At 71.4% G+C, this 14854-nt stretch carries 11 protein-coding genes and 1 pseudogene; 9 read left to right on the top strand and 3 right to left on the bottom strand.

The window, feature by feature from the left end; all coding sequences use genetic code 11:
- Nucleotides 1–10 precede the first annotated feature (10 nt).
- Nucleotides 11–841 carry a helix-turn-helix transcriptional regulator gene (locus ACH4TL_RS05405; RefSeq protein ID WP_398311803.1) on the top strand — a complete coding sequence of 277 codons (831 nt, stop codon included), beginning with the start codon at nucleotides 11–13 and terminating at the stop codon, nucleotides 839–841.
- Nucleotides 842–865: 24 nt separating this feature from the next.
- Here ACH4TL_RS05405 and ACH4TL_RS05400 read toward each other — a convergent pair whose 3' ends face one another.
- On the bottom strand, nucleotides 866–2329 hold the full coding sequence (locus tag ACH4TL_RS05400) for a CehA/McbA family metallohydrolase (protein WP_398313656.1): 1464 nt from the start codon (nucleotides 2327–2329) through the stop codon (nucleotides 866–868).
- Nucleotides 2330–2604: 275 nt separating this feature from the next.
- Between ACH4TL_RS05400 and ACH4TL_RS05395 the strand changes: the two are divergent.
- From ACH4TL_RS05395 to ACH4TL_RS05385, 3 genes and pseudogenes are all read left to right on the top strand, one after another.
- A pseudogene (locus tag ACH4TL_RS05395) lies at nucleotides 2605–3453 on the top strand (RNA-guided endonuclease InsQ/TnpB family protein).
- A 143-nt stretch (nucleotides 3454–3596) separates the two neighbouring features.
- Entirely contained in the window at nucleotides 3597–4451 is an 855-nt protein-coding gene (locus ACH4TL_RS05390) for a TIGR03619 family F420-dependent LLM class oxidoreductase (RefSeq protein WP_398311806.1), read from the top strand.
- A gap of 122 nt (nucleotides 4452–4573) precedes the next feature.
- Entirely contained in the window at nucleotides 4574–7174 is a 2601-nt protein-coding gene (locus ACH4TL_RS05385; protein ID WP_398311809.1) for a bifunctional FO biosynthesis protein CofGH, read from the top strand.
- On the opposite strand, the gene ACH4TL_RS05380 is transcribed toward ACH4TL_RS05385, so the two are convergent.
- Nucleotides 7154–9115, bottom strand: a complete 1962-nt coding sequence (locus tag ACH4TL_RS05380; RefSeq protein ID WP_398311812.1) for a heavy metal translocating P-type ATPase — start codon at nucleotides 9113–9115, stop codon at nucleotides 7154–7156. The two genes, ACH4TL_RS05385 and ACH4TL_RS05380, sit on opposite strands and share 21 nt — an antisense overlap.
- A 67-nt stretch (nucleotides 9116–9182) precedes the next feature.
- On the opposite strand from ACH4TL_RS05380, the gene ACH4TL_RS05375 reads away from it, so the two are divergent.
- The 3 genes from ACH4TL_RS05375 (at nucleotide 9183) to ACH4TL_RS05365 (ending at nucleotide 11981) form a co-directional block, all read left to right on the top strand.
- Nucleotides 9183–9539 (top strand): ArsR/SmtB family transcription factor, encoded by a 357-nt coding sequence (locus ACH4TL_RS05375; RefSeq protein WP_398311815.1) that lies wholly within the window; start codon nucleotides 9183–9185, stop codon nucleotides 9537–9539.
- 735 nt (nucleotides 9540–10274) lie between these two features.
- On the top strand, nucleotides 10275–11390 hold the full coding sequence (locus ACH4TL_RS05370; protein ID WP_398311818.1) for a helix-turn-helix domain-containing protein: 1116 nt from the start codon (nucleotides 10275–10277) through the stop codon (nucleotides 11388–11390).
- 12 nt (nucleotides 11391–11402) lie between these two features.
- The gene (locus ACH4TL_RS05365; protein WP_398311821.1) at nucleotides 11403–11981 is read left to right on the top strand and encodes an HD family hydrolase; all 579 of its coding nucleotides are present in this window, start codon (nucleotides 11403–11405) and stop codon (nucleotides 11979–11981) included.
- 116 nt (nucleotides 11982–12097) lie between these two features.
- Here the strand turns inward: ACH4TL_RS05365 and ACH4TL_RS05360 are convergent, their stop codons facing one another.
- Nucleotides 12098–12472 (bottom strand): VOC family protein, encoded by a 375-nt coding sequence (locus ACH4TL_RS05360; protein ID WP_398311824.1) that lies wholly within the window; start codon nucleotides 12470–12472, stop codon nucleotides 12098–12100.
- On the opposite strand from ACH4TL_RS05360, the gene ACH4TL_RS05355 reads away from it, so the two are divergent.
- Together ACH4TL_RS05355 and ACH4TL_RS05350 are read left to right on the top strand one after the other, a co-directional pair.
- Complete coding sequence (locus tag ACH4TL_RS05355; protein WP_398311827.1) at nucleotides 12465–12590, top strand: hypothetical protein; 126 nt, start codon at nucleotides 12465–12467, stop codon at nucleotides 12588–12590. The genes ACH4TL_RS05360 and ACH4TL_RS05355 overlap by 8 nt on opposite strands.
- Before the next feature lie 169 nt (nucleotides 12591–12759).
- Nucleotides 12760–14850, top strand: coding sequence for a tetratricopeptide repeat protein (locus tag ACH4TL_RS05350; protein WP_398425151.1), 2091 nt, complete (start codon nucleotides 12760–12762; stop codon nucleotides 14848–14850).
- Nucleotides 14851–14854: the final 4 nt, after the last annotated feature.

Raw genomic sequence — 14854 nt, 5'->3', positions numbered from 1 at the left:
GATGCAGCCCATGGCCGACACCCTCGGCGGCTTTCTGCGAGCGCGGCGGGAGCAGCTCAGCCCGGAGCAGGCCGGCCTTCCCGCGGGCGTTCGCCGCCGCGTCCCCGGGCTGCGCCGCGAGGAAGTCGCGTACCTCGCCGGTATCAGCCCCGAGTACTACCTGCGGCTGGAACAGGGGCGCAACCAGCACCCCTCGGACGAGATCCTCGACAGCCTGGCCAGCGCCCTTCAGCTCGACGACGACGCCATCGTCTACCTGCACCGCCTCGCGCACCCCGCGCCCGCGGCCCGCCGCCGGCGGCCGCGCCGACAGGGCAGCGATGCCACCCTTCAGCCCCTGCTCGACGGTTGGCCGCTCACCCCCGCCTACGCCCAGGGACCCGACGGACGGGTCGTCGCCGCGAACCCCCTCGCCGTGGCCCTCTGCCCGTTCTTCGCCGTCGGGCACAACCCGCTGCGTGCCGCGTTCCTCGAACCGGAGATGCGCAGCCTCTACCCCCAGTGGGACGACATGACCGCGAAGGCCGTCTCCGGCCTTCGCGCCGTGCTCAGCCTGGACGACGCCGATCCCGACCTGCTCGCGACCATCGGAGAACTCACCGTCGCCAGCCAACGCTTCCGCACCCTGTGGGCCAAGCGGGACGTGCGCCGCCGCGCCACCGGCCACACCCGGTTCGACCACCCGCAGGTCGGCACGCTCGACCTGCGGTACGAGAAGCTGCTCAGACCGGAAGCACAGCAGCTCCTCGTGATCTACCACGCGGACCCCGGCTCACCCAGCGCCGAAGGTCTGCAGCTCCTCGCCGGACTCACCTCCGGTCGCGATGGCGCTGTGGACTGATGCCGCGGGCTCCGCGGGCCCGCTCTACCGCTCGCCCAGCCAGATCGGGTTGGTCAGGGCGACCATCGGGCCCGGTACGCCCGACGCGCCGCCGTCCGCCGCCGGGTGGCGTATCTCGGCGCGTACGTAGGCCGCGTAGGAGGGCGTGGTCTTCCACTCCACCGTGCCGGAGCCGGAGTCGGGGAGGGCGGTGGCGTACAGCGGGCCCTGGTCGGTGATGAGGCGGACCTGGCGGCCCGGGCCCGCGCCCGTGACCTTCAGACGGACCGTCACCTCGGTGTCGGGGGCGACCGCCAGCCGGTCGGCGATTCCGGCGTGGTGGCCGCGGCCGTCCACCGCCTCGAAGGCGAGGTCGACCGTGGACGACTCGGCGATCCAGCAGCGGCCGGAGCGGATGCCGTCCTGGAGGGCGGTGCGCGACAGGTCGTCGGCGAGGACGACGGTCTGGGGGAGGCCGACGGGCGCGGGCTCGCGGTGGGAGTCGCTGTTGCCGACGGCGGGCAGCCAGCGGCCGTCCCCGCGGGCGGCGGCGACCAGGGTGTTGTCCCACTCCAGGACGGTCGCCTCGTCGTCCGGGCCGAAGTCGGCGTTCCACACCTCGACCGCGTCGGCCTCGTTGAAGCCGAACTTCCAGTTGCAGCCGACGCAGGTGCCGTGCGGATGGGCGGGGATCACCAGGCCGCCCGCCTGCCGGATTTTGCGCGCGAACTGGCCGAAGCGGTTGTCCCGGGCGCGGTAGCGCCAGTCGATGAAGGTGCCCGGGGCGATGCCGAGGGCCACCACATGACCGTTCCGGGTGGTGATCTCCTCACCGGTGATGATCAGCAGGTCGTCGCCCCACAGGCCCTCGAACGCACCGTGGGCGGAGGTGGTGTTGTGCTCGGTCGTGGTGATGAAGTCGAGCCCGGCGGCGCGGGCGGCGGCGGCCAGCTCGGCCGGGGTGCGCTTGCCGTCGGAGTGCACGGTGTGCAGATGGGAGTCGCCCCGGTACCAGGCCCGGCCGCGCCCCTTGGCCCGCTGCGGCGGGTACACCGGCTTCGGCGTCGTGCCGGGAGGGCCGAACCGCAGGGTGACGGTGACCTTGTAGTCCAGGCCTTGCGGGGCGACCGTGTACGGGCCGAGGACGACATGCCAGGTGCCCGCCCGCACCGGCCCGGCGAGGTATCCGGGGGTGGCCTCCGCGGCGCTGATCGCGAACTCCGTACGCGCGCCGCCGGACCAGCCGCGGAAGCCGCGCCCGCCCAGCTCCGTACCGCGCTCGTCGAAGATGCCGATGTCGCACGCGTTCCCCTGCGTGCCCGCGGGGACGGCCGGTTTGTCGTACGAATAAGAGACCGCGATCTCGCGGACCCCGGACGGCACCTCCACCGGCAGATAGACGAAGTCCGGGGAGCCGGTGGGCAGATGACCGGTGATCGTGCGCGCCTTCTCGTCTCTGCCGTCCCCCGCGTCGGCCTGCGCGAAGGACACCGGGTCGAGCGTGAGCATCCCCGCCGCGCCCGCGAGCGTGGAGAGTCTGAGTACGTCCCGTCGCTGCAGGCCTGCCCCCAGTTGTCCTACCTGCCGTCGTGTCACCCGCGTCACCTGGTTTCTCCGAAGATGCCCTGGCCTTCAGGCCAGGGAGGAATGGGACTCCTGCGGAGCTGGGCCGGTGTGGCCGAATCGTCGTTGCGGCCATTCGGTGTCCACCGTGCCCAGTGCCGGGGCAGGCCGCACAGGCCAGGAACTCTCAACTGTCGTACCTCCCGTTTAGATTGGCGATTGTGACTGCGGAAGTGAAGACCGGCGAGGACATCGGGTATGCCCGGTGGACCTTCCGGCTTCGCGTGTCCGCCAGCGCCCGTGTGGCGCTTGAGGCGGAGTGGGGCCGGTGCCGATGGGTGTGGAACGAGTGCGTGGCCCGCTCGAAGAGGGCCCACCAGGGCGGGGAGAAGTGCGGACCGGCCGCGCTCGACAAGATGCTGACCGAGGCCCGCCGCATCACACCCTGGCTCCGGGAGGGCTCCTCGGTTCCTCAGCAGCAGCTCATCCGAGACTTCGGCGAGTCCCGCGCGAAGGCGCTGAAGAACATCAAGGACCGGCTCCCCGTGCACCGGCGGGCGGGGATGCCCCGCTGGAAGAAGAAGCGGGACTGTGGCCCGACCCTGAACTACACCCGGCGTGGCTTCCGCTTGAAGGACGGGCGCCTGCACCTGGCGGGCGGCATCGTGCTGACGGTCGTGTGGTCGCGCGAGCTTCCGGCCGATCCGTCGAGCGTGCGCGTCTATAGGGACAGCGTTGGCCATTGGTACGCGTCGTTCGTCGTTCCCGCCCAGGTCGAGCCGCTTCCCCGGACCGGCTTGGTGCTGGGTGTGGACTGAATGGGCCGCAAGCACCAGCGGGACATCCGGCTGGTGCACCCTGCGCACACCACCATGGACTGTGCGCGGTGCGGAGCGAGAACCAAGCACGCACTACCTCTCTCGGAACGTACCTACACCTGCCTCGCGTGCGGAGCCGTGTCCCCCGGGGACAAGAACTCCGCCCATGTGATGCTCGTCCGGGCTGGTCTGAACCCGGCTGGTGTCGAGGGCGTAAGACCTCCCGGGCCGCCGGTCCGGAAGGCAGCCTGAGCCAGGGATCTCTCGCCATTTGGCGGGAGAGCAGTCAAACCGTTGTACGCGTCGATGACATCCGCGGAAAGCCCTGTGGATAACCTCGTGGCGGTGAGGGAACATACGTCCCCTCAACCCCCGGCGGCAGGAGCGGCCCCTTCATGCGCATCGCGACCACCGTCTTCCTCACCGACGAGACCGTCCGCCCCGCCTGGCTCGGGCGCGAGCTGGAGCAGCGCGGATTCGCCGGGCTGTATCTGCCCGAGCACACCCACATCCCGGTCAGCCGCGACACCCCCGCCCCCATGGGCGAGCCGCTGCCGCGCCCGTACGGCCGCACCCTCGACCCGTTCGTGGCGCTCGGCCAGGCGGCCGCCGTCACCGAGCGGCTGGCGCTCGGCACCGGCATCTGCCTCGTCGCCCAGCACGATCCGGTCGTCCTCGCGAAGAGCGTGGCCACCCTGGACTTCCTGTCCGGCGGGCGCTTCACCTTCGGCATCGGCTACGGCTGGAACGTCGAGGAGGCCGCCGACCACGGCACCGTCTGGGCGGAGCGCCGCGAGCTGGTCCGCGACCGGATGGCGCTGATGCGCGCCCTGTGGACGGAGGAGCCCACGGCCCATCAGGGCCCGTACGCGTCAGTACGGGCGAGCCTCGCGTACCCCAAACCGGTGATCCGGGAGCGCCCGTCCGGCGATCCGCTCACCGGGCCGCGCACCCTGATCGGCGGGGCGGCCGGGCCGAAGCTGTTCGCGCACATCGCCGCGTACGCGGACGGCTGGCTGCCGATCGGCGGCGGCGGTCTTACGGAGAGCCTTCCAGAACTGCGCCGCGTCTGGGCGGACGCGGGGCGCGACCCGGCGGCGCTGGAGGTCGTGCCGTACGCGGTGCGCCCCTCGCCCGGCAAGCTCGCCCACTACGCCGACCTCGGCATCGAGGAGGTCGTCGTGCAGCTCCCGCCCGGGGACGAGACGGAGATCCTGCACACCCTGGACGCCTGCGCGCGGTACCTGTAGCCGGGGTGTCTGTAGCCCGCATGGATATTCCCGGCACCGGCGCCGAATTGTCGTGATCAGACCCACAAAACCGCAGGCCCGGACGGTCTGGCGGTGACGGACCCCACTCGTATGCTCGGAGGATGACCACGAGCGCGCAGGGAAATGGACCGACGCCCCCCACGGCCAACGCGATGCGCCGTGCGCTCAAGCGCGCCCGCGAGGGCGTGGCGCTGGACACCGCCGAGGCGGCGGTGCTGCTCCAGGCGCGCGGGGACGACCTGAGCGACCTGGCCGCGTCCGCCGCGCGCGTGCGGGACGCCGGTCTGGAGGCCGCGGGCCGCCCCGGGGTCATCACGTACTCGCGGAGCGTCTTCATCCCGCTCACCCGGCTGTGTCGCGACAAGTGTCACTACTGCACGTTCGCGACCGTCCCCGGCAAGCTGCGCCGCGAGGGCCACGGGATGTTCATGTCCCCCGACGAGGTGCTGGACATCGCCCGCCGCGGCGCCGAGATGGGCTGCAAGGAAGCGCTGATCACGCTCGGCGACCGCCCCGAGGACCGCTGGCCCGAGGCGCGGGAGTGGCTGGAGGCCGAGGGGTACGACGACACCATCGCGTACGTACGGGCCATGGCGATCCGCATCCTGGAGGAGACCGGGCTGCTGCCGCACCTCAACCCCGGCGTCATGACCTGGACGGACTTCCAGCGCCTCAAGCCCGTCGCGCCCTCCATGGGCATGATGCTGGAGACCACGTCCGAGCGGCTGTGGAGCGAGCCCGGCGGCCCGCACTACGGCTCGCCGGACAAGGAACCGGCCGTCCGGCTGCGCGTTCTGGAGGACGCGGGCCGCAGCTCCGTCCCGTTCACCAGCGGGCTGCTGATCGGCATCGGGGAGACGTACGAGGAGCGCGCCGATTCGCTGTTCGCGCTGCGCCGGGTGGCCCGCTCGTACCACGGCATCCAGGAAGTCATCGTCCAGAACTTCCGCGCCAAGCCGGACACGGCGATGCGCGGCATGCCGGACGCCGAGCTGGACGACCTGGTCGCCACCGTCGCGGTCGCCCGGCACATCCTCGGCCCCTCCGGCTGCATCCAGGCGCCGCCGAACCTGGTCGACGCGGAGTACGAGCGGCTGATCGGCGCTGGTGTCGACGACTGGGGCGGCGTCTCCCCGCTCACCCCGGACCACGTCAACCCCGAGCGCCCCTGGCCCCAGGTGGACGAGCTGGCGGAACGCTCCGCGGCCGCCGGGTTCGAGCTTCGCGAACGGCTCGCCGTCTACCCCGAGTTCGTGACCCGCGGCGAGCCGTGGCTGGACCCGCGGCTGCTGCCGCACGTGCGCGCGCTGGCCGACCCGGAGACGGGCCTCGCCCGCCCGGACGCCAAGCCCGCCGGGCTGCCCTGGCAGGAGCCCGACGAGGGGTTCACCGCGACCGGGTCCGGCCGCACCGATCTGCACCGCACGATCGACACCGAGGGCCGCACCGGCGACCGGCGCGACGACTTCGACGAGGTGTACGGCGACTGGGAGGCGCTGCGCGAGGCCGCCGCCCCCGGCATGGCCCCCTCCCGTATCGACGCGGACGTGAAGGCCGCCCTGTCGCAGGCCGCCGACGACCCGACGAAGCTCACCGACCCCGAGGCGCTGGCCCTCCTGCACGCCGACGGGCCCGCGCTGGACGCCCTGTGCGGCATCGCCGACGACCTGCGGCGCGCGGCCGTCGGCGACGACGTCACGTACATCGTCACTCGCAACATCAACTTCACCAACGTCTGCTACACCGGCTGCCGCTTCTGCGCCTTCGCGCAGCGCCGCACCGACGCCGACGCGTACACCCTCTCCCTCGACCAGGTCGCCGACCGCGCCCAGCAGGCGTGGGACGTGGGCGCGGTGGAGGTGTGCATGCAGGGCGGCATCCACCCGGACCTGCCCGGTACGGCGTACTTCGACGTCGCCCGGGCCGTGAAGGAGCGCGTCCCCGGGATGCACGTCCACGCGTTCTCACCCATGGAGGTCGTCAACGGCGCCAGCCGCACGGGGATGTCCATCCGGGAATGGCTGACGGCGGCGCGCGACGCGGGCCTCGACACCATCCCGGGTACGGCGGCCGAGATCCTCGACGACGAGGTGCGCTGGATCCTCACCAAGGGCAAGCTGCCGACGGCGACCTGGGTGGAGGTCATCAAGACCGCGCACGAGCTGGGCATCCGCTCGTCCTCGACCATGATGTACGGCCATGTCGACCAGCCGCGCCACTGGCTGGGCCATCTGCGGCTGCTGGCGGAGATCCAGCAGGAGACGGGCGGCTTCACCGAGTTCGTCACCCTCCCCTTCATCCACACCAACGCCCCCGTCTACCTCGCCGGTATCGCCCGCCCCGGCCCCACCACCCGCGACAACCGCGCCGTGACGGCCATGGCGCGCGTCCTCCTCCACCCGCACATCCCCAACATCCAGACCAGCTGGGTCAAGCTCGGCACCGAGGGCGCGGCGGAGATGCTGCGCTCCGGCGCCAACGACCTGGGCGGCACGCTCATGGAGGAGACCATCTCCCGCATGGCGGGCTCCTCGTACGGCTCCTACCGCTCCATCCAGGACCTCATCGGCATCGCCGACCTGGCGGGCCGCCCGGCCCGCCCCCGGACGACGACGTACGGGGACGTCCCGGAGGAGCGGCAGACCGCCGCCCTCGCCTCGGACGGCCACCTTCCGGAGCTGCTACCGGTGCTCGGCGACTGAGCCCTTCCGCCAGGCGGATTCGCGCAGCAGCCGCAGCCCGTTGAGGCCGACCAGGACCGTGGAGCCCTCGTGTCCGGCGACCCCGAGCGGCAGCGGCAGCTGCCCGGCCAGGTCCCAGACGACCAGCGCGGTGATGCAGGCCCCGGCGATGACCAGGTTCTGGACGACCAGCCGCCGGGCGGTGCGGGAGAGCCGTACGACGGCGGGCAGGGCGGCCAGTTCGTCCCGTACGACGACCGCGTCGGCCGTCTCCAGGGCCAGGTCGGAGCCCGCCCTGCCCATCGCGACGCCGGTGTGGGCGGCGGCCAGGGCGGGGGCGTCGTTGACGCCGTCCCCGACGACCATGACGCGGCGCCCGGCGTCGGCCAGCTCCCGTACGGCGGCCACCTTGTCCTGCGGCAGCAGCCCGGCGCGTACGTCGTCGATGCCGGTCTCGGCGGCGAGACGGTCGGCGGCGCGCCGGTTGTCGCCGGTGAGCAGCGCGGGCCGGGAGCCGGTCAGCGCCGCGAGGCTGTCGACCGCTTCCGCCGCGTCCGGGCGGAGCCGGTCGGCGAGGCCGAGGATTCCGGCCGCGCGGCCGTCCACGAGGACGGCGACGGCGGTGCGCCCGTCCGCCTCCACCTCGGCGACGACGCCGCACGGGTCGGGGAGCAGCCGCGCGGGCGCCCCCACCCGCACCTCGCGCCCCTCGACGGTCGCGGAGACGCCGAGCCCGGGCGCGGAGCCGAACCCCTCGGCGTCCGGCACCCGGATCCCGCGGCCCGTCGCCGCGTCCACGACGGCCCGGCCCAGGGGGTGTTCGCTCGGCCGCTCCGCCGCGGCCGCCAGCCGCAGCAGCGCGTCCTCGTCCAGCCCCGCACCGGGCAGCGGGCGCACCTCGGTCACCCGGGGCGTGCCCTCGGTGAGCGTGCCGGTCTTGTCCAGCGCGACGGCGTCCACCTGCCCCAGCCGCTCCATGACGACCGCCGACTTCACCAGCACGCCATGGCGCCCGGCGTTGGCGATGGCGGACAGCAGCGGCGGCATGGTGGCCAGCACGACCGCGCACGGTGACGCGACGATCATGAACGTCATCGCCCGCAGCAGCGTCGGCTGAAGCGCCGCGCCGAGCGCGAGCGGGACCGCGAACAGGGCGAGCGTGGCGGCCACCATCACCAGCGAGTACCGCTGTTCGACCCGCTCGATGAACAGCTGGGTGGGCGCCTTGGTCTCCGACGCCTCCTGGACCATCCGTACGATGCGGGCGATCACCGAGTCCGACGGGTCCCGTACGACCCGTACCCGCAGCGCACCGGTGCCGTTGACGGTCCCGGCGAACACCTCGTCCCCGGCCGCCTTGGCGACCGGCAGCGGCTCGCCCGTGATGGTGGCCTGGTCGACGTCGCTCTCCCCGTCCACCACCCGCCCGTCGGCCCCGACCCGCTCCCCGGGCCGGACCAGGACGGTGTCCCCGACCGCCAGCGCGTCGACGCCCACCGTCTCCTCGCCCCCTTCGGGCAGCAGCCGGGTGGCGGTCGCGGGGGCCAGGTCCAGCAGCCCGCGCACCGAGTCGGCGGTCCGCGCGGTGGCGACGGCCTCCAGCGCGCCGGAGGTCGCGAAGATGACGATCAGCAGCGCGCCGTCCAGCACCTGCCCGATCGCCGCCGCGCCGAGCGCCGCGACGACCATCAGCAGATCCACGTCCAACGTGCGCTCCTTGAGCGCCTTCAACCCCTCCAGCCCCGGCTCCCAGCCCCCGGTGACGTACACCGCCCCGTACAGCGGCCCCCACACCCACCCGGGCGCGCCGAGCAGCTGCGCGGCCAGCGCGACCAGGAACAGCACGAGCGCCGAAAGCGCCCAGCGGGCCTCCGGCAGGGCGAGTACGCGCGTACGACGGCGGGGTACGGCGGCGGGCCGGGCCGTCGCCGGCGCGGACCGGGTGGTGAGCGTGGACGTCATGGCCGCAGACGTTACCACCAACATGTGAACAAGTATTCATGCATCGGCCGGTCCGTAGGATGAGCCCATGGGCCATGGAGCACAAACCCCCGCCGGCGACGCCGCCGCCCCGCGCGCCCGCCTCACCCCCGAGAACGCCCAGACGGTCGCCGCCACCCTCCAGGCCCTCGCCACCCCCTCACGCCTGCTGATCCTGGCCCGCCTCCGCGAGGGCCCCTGCCCGGCCACCGAACTCGCCGAAGCCGTCGGCATGCAGCAGTCCGCCTGCTCCCACCAGCTACGCCTGCTCCGCAACCTCGGCCTGGTCACCGGCACCCGCCAGGGCCGCTCCGTCGTCTACTCCCTCCACGACAACCACGTCGCGGAACTCCTCGACCAGGCCCTCCATCACGTGGAACACCTCCGCCTGGGCGTCACGGACTGACCCGGCCGCCGGCTGGGCGTGTACGACGCAGGCTGTCGATCTCCGCGAGCGGGTCCGGCGGTGCCGGAAAGCTGGAAGCGTGCGCGGGGCAGGCGTAAACGGTATGTCCGCCTCCACTCGCGCCGTGGCCTACCGCGACGACGACCGGCTCGGCGGTCGGCCGCTGGCAGCGGTGACAGACCTGAATCACCGCCGCGCCACCTCGCCCGAACCAAGCTCTGCGATGGCGGCCAGCGCCAGCGCGCCCCGCAGCATCGCGGCATCGGTGAGGTAGCGATCGGGCCCGATCGGGATGCGCCAAGCGTGCCGGGCCGGGTGGTCCGATGCGCTGGCGGCACCCCGATGAAGCTCGAAGCGTCCGCGCCCGTACCAAGCACCCGCACGCCCGGCACATCCCACCCCTCCGCCGTCCCCGGCCGCACCAGCCAGTACAACGGACCGTGCCGGTCCTGGATGACGGCACCCGACTCGTGCCCGAGCAGCCGTAAGGCGCGCTCCCCGACAGCGGCGGACGCGCGGACGGCGTCCCACCATCTGCCGGTCGGTAGGACGGTGATGTCGCTGCCGCTTGGGGGCGTCCACGGCCTGCTGCTCGTGTCCATGTGAATGTCCCTGGTTCTCTCGGTCCAATCGGCGAGTAATTCGCTGGTCATGACGCTATGAATCAACGCATTGAGCACAAAGGGACCGAGAGTACGGGATGATGGCGAGGCGACGACCCGGCTAGGGGGACTCATGGCGAAGGCTGACCCACCTTCCCTGACTCGCAGTCAGGGAAGGCGCGATCGCGCCCGCAGGGGCATCGTTTCCGGGTACGTTTTTCGCCTGATAAGGGAACAACTGAATCTCACCCAGGACGCACTCGCCGAGCGGTTCCGGGTCTCGCTCGACACGATCGCGGGGTGGGAGTGCGGGCGGCGGCCACTGACAGCGGTGCCCGTCGGACAGATGCTCGGTCACCGTCATCGGCTGATGCAGATGGGCGCGTCCCCACAGCTTCTGCTGGCCTTCGAGCGTGCCATGCAGGCAGACGTCTTGCTGGCGGGTGTACTCGACGGCGAGGCCTCCCTTCAGGAGAACCCACTTGGTGCCTGGGTCATGCAGCGCGACTTGGTGGAGGTGCTGACGTGGCCGCTCACGGGACAGGCGCCGACCTCCATCCGGGAACTCCCTGACCCGCCCCGTCAGCGCCGAGGGCCCGTTCCCTCAGGACCGGAGCTGTCCATGGGAGACCGCGAGCGCTTCTTCGCGCAGGTGCGGCGTATGGCTGAGGAGGCCCGTGGCGACGAGAGCTTCCTCCTCCGTCGCCAATCGCTCTACCTCTCTGGATACGACGACTGTTCGAACACCGGCGATTGGCTTGTGCGTCAGCAGCGCAGTACACGGCCCGCTGATTGGCTGAGCCGCTGGCTCAACGAACGTTCCGTGGCGGCCGTCGCAGCACGCCAAGGCGACCGGGAGCGTATGCGCCACTTCATCAGCGCCACATTGGGCGAGGACGATGTCAGCGAGGTGGCCAACCTGAACTATTGGGCGTACTGGATCGGCGAAACACAGCACGTCGAACTGTCCGACCACTTCATCGCCTCTCGGAGCCTCGGCAACTGGGCCGGGGTGCGGCTTCTGAGGCACCTTGCGCAAGGACTGGCGCCGCATCACGGATACGTCGACCTGAACGTCCACACCCTCTGGGCGTTGCTCACCGCGAAGCCCGGACTGGTGCGTTCGGGAAGCGCCGCGATCGCCCTCCGGGAACGGCTGCCGGTGATGTTGGATAGCCGGGAGATTTCCGTACCCGCGCGCCGAGAACTTGAGAGCATCCGGTACGCGATCCGCCTCGCCGAGGCGTGAGAGGAGATGCAGGTGGCTGACGATCTTCAGGCGGTGGCCCGCTTCCTGTTCGAGGCCGGAACGCTGAAGCAGGCCCGGCGGACCGGCTGGTGGATGGCCGGGGTGCGAGACCCGGAGAGCGTCGCCGAGCACGCGTGGCGCACCTCCCTCATCGCTTCGGTCATCGCGCAACTGGAGGGCGCCGATCCCGCCCGAGCCGCGCTGATGGCGGTATGGCACGACTCGCAGGAGACGCGGACCGGAGACGTCAACTACCTGGGCAAGAAGTACGCGGCCGCCGCCGACCCGCAGGCGGTGACAGCCGACCAGACCGCTGGCATGCCGGAAACCCTGGCGTCCGCCGTGCGGGGATGGGTCGCCGAGTACGAGGCCAAGGAGTCACCCGAAGCGATCTGCGCGCGCGACGCGGACAAGCTCGAATGCCTCCTCCAGGGGATCGAGTACCTGTCCCAGGGGTACGAGAACGCCCAGCGCTGGATCGACAACAGCCGTGCCCGACTGGTGACGGAGACCGGACGGCGCCTCGCCGACGAACTTCTGAACCAAGGCTCCCTCGACTGGCTGCGTACCGCCCTGGGAGAGAAGCCCTAGGTGGTCGATTCCAAGGGATCGGCTGTGCGCATGAGGTGAGGGAGCCCAAAGTGCGGTTATGCCGCCAGATGTGGACTCCCTCGCCACCTGGCTCACCAACCCCGGGCAGCGATCGTCTAGACCGGCGGTGCCAGGGTGCGCAGGACGTCGAACTCGTTGCCCTCAGGGTCGGCCATGACCACCCAGCTCCGGCCGGGACCCTGGCCCACGTCCACCTTGGTGGCGCCAAGGCCGAGCAGCCTGGCCACCTCGTCGTCGGTACTGCTGTCGATCGGACTGATGTCGAGGTGGAGCCGGTTCTTCACGGTCTTGCCCTCGGGCACCCGGATGAACAGCAGGGTGGGCGGCATCTGGCGCGCCCGGACCTCCTCGACGGTCGGCTCCCATGAGCCGATCTCGACCTTGCCCTCGCTCCGGTCGATCACCTTGAAGTCCAGGACCGCGCACCAGAAGGCCGCGAGGCGCTCAGGATCGTGGCAGTCGATGTTCACGTTCCAGGCCCCCGGCTTCTACGAGCGCCATGGCTATGCCGAGACCGGTAGGACTCTCGGTATCCCCGGAGGCCATGCGGATGTGCACCTGTTCAAGCGGCTGACCGGCGAACGGTAGGGCAGGACGCAACGCCCGCTGTACCGCCGGCCGTGTGTGCGTTTTCCGGACCCGATGTCGTTGGTCACGGCTACCCTGCTCATGGGGGAAGGGGAGCTGTGGGAGCGCAGCGGCCGATGATGCGGGTCTGATCCGGCAGCGACGCCGGTTCGTGGGGCGGCGCCAGGAGATGGCCGCGTACCGGGAGAACTTCGCGGTACCGCCCGAGGACGAGGCGCACCGCTTCGTCTTCCATGTGCGCGGGGACGCCGGCGTCGGCAAGACGACGCTGATGCGGCAGTTGGAGAACACCGCGCGCGAGCACCGGGCGCTCATCGCGTACGTGGACGAGTCCCTGAACACCGTCCCCGAAGTCATGGCAGCCATCAGCGCTCAGTTCGCCCGGCAGGGACATCCGCTGAAGTCGTTCGACAAGCTGTTGGCGACGTACCGACAGCGACGGCACGAGGCCGACTCGGCGGTGGAGGAGGGCGGGGCAGGCGAAGCCCCGGCCTCGGCGTCGAGCGCATTCGTCGCCCGGGCGGGGCTGGTGGGACTGGGGATGGTTCCGGGCGTCGGGGCCTTCGCCGGGGCGGCGGAGCCGGAGCGGATCGCGCAGGTGGCCGACCGGGCACGGGCCAAACTGAGCGCTCGCTTCCGCAGCCACGACGATGTGGACCTGGTGATGTCACCCCTGGACGCGCTCACCCCCGTCTTCCTGAACGACGTGGCCGAGGCGTCGGCGTCGGTGCCCTGGGTGGCATGGTTCTTCGATACGTATGAACGCACCGGCCCGTTGCTCGACACCTGGCTCTGTGACGTGATGATCGAGGGCCGCTACGGTTCGCTTCCGGCCAACACCGTGGTGACGCTGGCGGGGCAGGGGACGCTCGATCCGCACTGTTGGGCCGACTACGCCGACCTCATCGCGGACATCCCGCTGGCCCCCTTCACGGAGGCCGAGGCCCGGCAGCTCCTCTCGGCCAGGGGCGTGGTCGACGAGCAGGTGGTGGAAGTCGTGCTCCGCCTCACCGGAGGGCTGCCCGTCCTGGTGTCCATGCTGGCCGAGGCGCAGCCCGACACACCGGAGGCGGTAGGCGATCCAAGCGGTACCGCCGTCGAGCGCTTCCTGAAATGGGTGAGCGACGAAACGCACCGCTCGGCGGCGCTCGCCGCGGCCCTGCCCCGGCAGTTGGACGCGGACATCTACGCGGCCTTGGCCGAGGAAGAGGTGACCGGGCTCTACGGCTGGCTTCGTTCTCTCCCGTTCGTCAACGACCGCTCCGGCCGCTGTCGGTACCACGAAGTCGTTCGGGCAGCCATGCTGCGCCTCCAGCGCAACCAGTCACCCCAGGGATGGCGTGCCCGGCATCTCCGCCTGGCCGATGCCTTCGCCCGATTGCAGCGGGAGATCGAGGAGACGCTCCAAGACGATGAGAGGTGGGAGCACGAGCGCTGGCTGGACTACCGGCTTGAGGAGGGCTACCACCGGCTGTGCGCAGCCCCGGAGGAGACCCTGCGCGAGGAGTTGCGGGCATATTTGGGCGAATACCTGCACCACGCGTCGCGGTCTTGGGAGCGCCGCTGGACGCGGATGCTCGTGGAGGCGGGGCAGGACGCGGACAGCGACCCCGTACGCGCATGGGGCGCGCGCCTTCTCACGGAGTCCTCGAGAAGCGACGCGGTCGAGAACGTGACGCTCCTGATGGATGAGGTCGCGCCCGATGAGCAGGCCCTGGCCATGGCCTTGGCGCTGCGCGGCCTGGCCCGATCGGGATTGGGCGAGCCGGAAGAGGCTCTGGCTGACGCGGCGCGAGCGCTGGACCTGAACCCCGATTTCGAAAGTGCCCGTGCGACCCGCGGGGAAGCGTACCTCGCCATGGGGCGTTACGAGCAGGCGCTGGAAAGCCTCGACCGGGCCGTGGAACTGGTTCCCGACTTCCCCTGGGCCCTTGCCCAGCGCGGCGAGGCACATCGCCTGCTCGGACACTACGAGGAAGCCCTGGCTGACCTCACCCGCTCCCTGGACCTCGACGATGAGATCGCGTGGACGGTGGGCACCCGCGCCCAGGTCCACCACGCCATGGGCAGCTACGACAGCGCGTTGGCGGACTTCGCGCAGACGTTGGAGATGAGTCCCGACTGGGCTTGGGCTTACGCGGAGCGGGCCGACACCTACCGGATGCTGGGGGGGGGGGGGGGGGGGGGGCCGGGGGGGGCCCCCCCGAATTCCAACGGCCCAACCAAACCGTGGCCCATGACCCAGGGTGGGGGAGGGTAAAGGC

The sequence above is a fragment of the Streptomyces sp. NPDC021115 genome (assembly GCF_044333065.1).
Lineage (GTDB): Bacteria > Actinomycetota > Actinomycetes > Streptomycetales > Streptomycetaceae > Streptomyces.
This window is presented reverse-complemented; position numbering and strand designations above follow the sequence as displayed.

Bases quoted from the DNA above. Each gene is read 5' to 3' on its own strand.
- ACH4TL_RS05390 (WP_398311806.1), top strand. From the start codon at position 3,597: ATGCGCATCGCGACCACCGTCTTCCTCACCGACGAGACCGTCCGCCCC.
- ACH4TL_RS05375 (WP_398311815.1), top strand. From the start codon at position 9,183: ATGGGCCATGGAGCACAAACCCCCGCCGGCGACGCCGCCGCCCCGCGC.
- ACH4TL_RS05370 (WP_398311818.1), top strand. From the start codon at position 10,275: ATGGCGAAGGCTGACCCACCTTCCCTGACTCGCAGTCAGGGAAGGCGC.
- ACH4TL_RS05385 (WP_398311809.1), top strand. From the start codon at position 4,574: ATGACCACGAGCGCGCAGGGAAATGGACCGACGCCCCCCACGGCCAAC.
- ACH4TL_RS05380 (WP_398311812.1), bottom strand. From the start codon at position 9,115: ATGACGTCCACGCTCACCACCCGGTCCGCGCCGGCGACGGCCCGGCCC.
- ACH4TL_RS05350 (WP_398425151.1), top strand. From the start codon at position 12,760: ATGGCCGCGTACCGGGAGAACTTCGCGGTACCGCCCGAGGACGAGGCG.
- ACH4TL_RS05355 (WP_398311827.1), top strand. From the start codon at position 12,465: ATGTTCACGTTCCAGGCCCCCGGCTTCTACGAGCGCCATGGCTATGCC.
- ACH4TL_RS05405 (WP_398311803.1), top strand. From the start codon at position 11: ATGGCCGACACCCTCGGCGGCTTTCTGCGAGCGCGGCGGGAGCAGCTC.
- ACH4TL_RS05400 (WP_398313656.1), bottom strand. From the start codon at position 2,329: ATGCTCACGCTCGACCCGGTGTCCTTCGCGCAGGCCGACGCGGGGGAC.